Raw genomic sequence first — 3,020 nt, 5'->3', positions numbered from 1 at the left:
AAAAAATATTACCGTAAAGTTTGAAAGTACCGGGATGGATGAAGCCATCACGCTGCCGGTACTGGTGAAGCAGAATGTGTATCTGATCTTTAAAGAAGCCGTGAATAACATATATAAGTACGCCGATGCAACGGCGGTGGTGATCCGGCTGACACTCAAAGATAAGCAGATACATCTGGAGGTGGAGGATAATGGCGGAGGTTTCACAGGCGGTGTTACGATGGGCGGAAACGGAATGAAGAACATGAGAATGCGTGCCGAATCTTTAGGCGGCAAGTTTGACGTCAAATCCGGCCAAGGCGTCAGGGTTTCAGCACAAATTCCGTTGATAAAATAAATCAAAGTCAAAATTATGATACGTCAGATTGGTTCAATTTTATTCCTCTGTAACGTGCTGATCGTTGCACAAGATCGTATCGGCGTTCCCAAATTTCATTTTTACTCTCCCAAAGAGTACAATGGAGGTACTCAGATTTGGTCGGCGGCGCAGGATCGCGAAGGTGTCATGTATTTTGCCAGCGGGGGGCATGATGCCGGCGTATTGCAGTTTGATGGACAGACGTGGCGAAAGATCACTCTTGATGGGCAAAGAAGCGTGTTTTCTATAGCTACAGATGATTCGGGTACCGTGTGGGTCGGCAGTTTAAGTGAATGGGGGTTTTTAAAACCCGATGCTTCCGGTTCGATGCAGTATCATTCATTATCGAAGGCATGGGGCGATTCGGCGAAGAAGATTAGGCATGTATGGCGTACGGTTGTATTTAACAACGAAGTTTTTTTTGGAGCTTTGGATGGTGTGATTCGCTATGCACAAGGCAAGGCGCATTGGATTCGGCCCAAACGTACATTTCACTACATGTTGCCGGCCACACGTTCGCTGTGGATCAAAGACAGAGACGAAGGTTTAATGCGTTGGGATACCGCTCGAACGGCATTTGTTGCTGTGCCCGGAGGCGATTTTTTCAAAAGTATTATACTCGTAGCGATGGTTGATTTCGAGCGGCATGCGTATTGGGTGATTACCGCCAATGACGGCATTTATACATACAATGATTCGACGGGCCTTATCAAAAAATTGAAAACGAACATGCCGTTGGAAAATTTAAAAATATCCAATGCCGTACGTATGAAAAACGGAGAAATTATCGTTACAAGTACGTTGCAAGGAATATTCGTCATGGATAGTACAGGCCGCATTCGCATGCACGCCGATAATCGCGATGCGCGTGGTCTGTCGGACACAAAGTTTGCTTTTCACGCGGCCGACGGCAGCGTTTGGTTTGGTCATAATAACGGTTTATCGGTATCTGATTTTTATAGTCCGATCACGTTTATCCGTAACGAAAAAGGAATTGATGGCGCTGTTACGGGCGTTATGCGTTTTGGCGGAAAAATTGTTGCCGGCACAACGCAAGGTTTATGGGAGAGTGTTTCAGACGAAATTCTGCCGGAATTACTAACATTCCGAAAAATCAAAGGAACCGATTTTTCTGTCTATGGAATGGATACGATGTTTACACGGTTAATCATCTACGGCGGCGATTTTGCGATATTAGATACCAATCGTAAAGTACTTTTTCAAACTTTGGAGATCGGTCCCCGCGCTATAGCCAAATTACCAAGTAGACATAATACTATTTTGGCAGCTCATCGTAATATTTTATATGCGGTGGACGTGTTTTCTTTTTCCATGAAGCCTATTCACACTTTTGATGATGAGGTTACGGCAATCGTTCTTGATCGATCGGACCAAGACGGAGCATGCTATTATTGGATGAGTTTGCGTAATCAAGGTGTAGTCTATGTCAGAGTCGATAAAAATGCGATCCTGCATATTATGGCGGCGCATACGATGAAAGGATTGAATGCTTATTCCAACTTATCGGTTTTAGATAATCAAACCTACATCTTGAACGGCGAAGAAGTTTATCGTTTGACAATAGATGCAGAATCGAAAGTCATTCGCAGTAATCTGGATGCGATGTTCACTTCTGTGCGCGGCGGTGTGGACATTAATCATATCTTATTACGCAATAAGGAGTTTTGGATTGTCAAAGGATATCGCTTTTACAAACTAATACCGTTGGCCGCCGATCGTTGGCAACTTGACTCTACAATCTCTATTCCGGGCGATCCGATTTATATTGATCCGCAGGATTCAGTTACGTGGTTTGCCGGTACGGAGGGGGTGGCACGATGGGATCATAGAGTTACACGCGACTATGCATTGAGGTTCCCTGTTTTAATCCGTCGTATTATTCTCAACAATGATTCGTTGCTCCGGTCCGGCTCGATTTCCGGTGCGGCAATATTTCCCGAATCATTCGAAATATCCTATGCGTTCAATAGTCTCACGTTATACTTTTCGGCATCACATTATCATGATATTTCAGCGCTGCGCTTTTCATGGAAAATGGAAGGGTTTACCGACGAATGGACGGACTGGAGCGAAGAAAGCCGTGCGATCTATACTAACCTGAATGAAGGTGAATACACGTTTCGGGTTCGAGCCAAAAATATATATGGTGTCATCGGTGAAGAAGCATCCTATCATTTTCGGATTCTCCCTCCGTGGTATCGGACGTGGTGGTTTCGTGTCATAGTGCTTTCAGTTATAGCATTTATTCTGTGGCGCGTGTATTTGTATCGGGTCCATAGACTTTTAGCCGTGGAGCGTCTGCGCGTTAAAATCGCAAGTGATTTGCATGATGATATAGGATCCAATCTGTCCAAAATTGCAATGTACTCTGAATTGGTGCAGGAAACGGATGATCCTAAAGAAACTAAACCGATGTTGAAAGCGATCGGAGATCTCAGCCGGAATGTGATATCCAGTATGAGTGATATCGTGTGGTCTATAGATGCGCGCAATGACCGGGTCACGGATTTGAATTTGCGAATGCAGAATTTTGCGCATGATCTACTGGGTCGAAAAAATATTACCGTAAAGTTTGAAAGTACCGGGATGGATGAAGCCATCACGCTGCCGGTACTGGTGAAGCAGAATGTGTATCTGATCT

The 3,020-nt window shown here is 44.6% G+C and carries 2 protein-coding genes; both read left to right on the top strand.

All coding sequences use genetic code 11. The features are described from left to right. On the top strand, nt 1-337 hold a 337-nt coding region (locus tag HUU58_16100), incomplete at its 5' end, for a hypothetical protein (GenBank protein NUN47195.1). A 15-nt stretch (nt 338-352) separates the two neighbouring features. Further along, on the top strand, nt 353-3,020 hold a 2,668-nt coding region (locus HUU58_16095; protein NUN47194.1), incomplete at its 3' end, for a hypothetical protein.

Source organism: bacterium (assembly GCA_013360215.1).
Classification (GTDB): Bacteria; CLD3; CLD3; order SB21; family SB21; genus JABWCP01.
The sequence above is the reverse complement of the archived record's forward strand: the minus strand, read 5'-3'. Positions and strand labels throughout refer to the sequence as shown.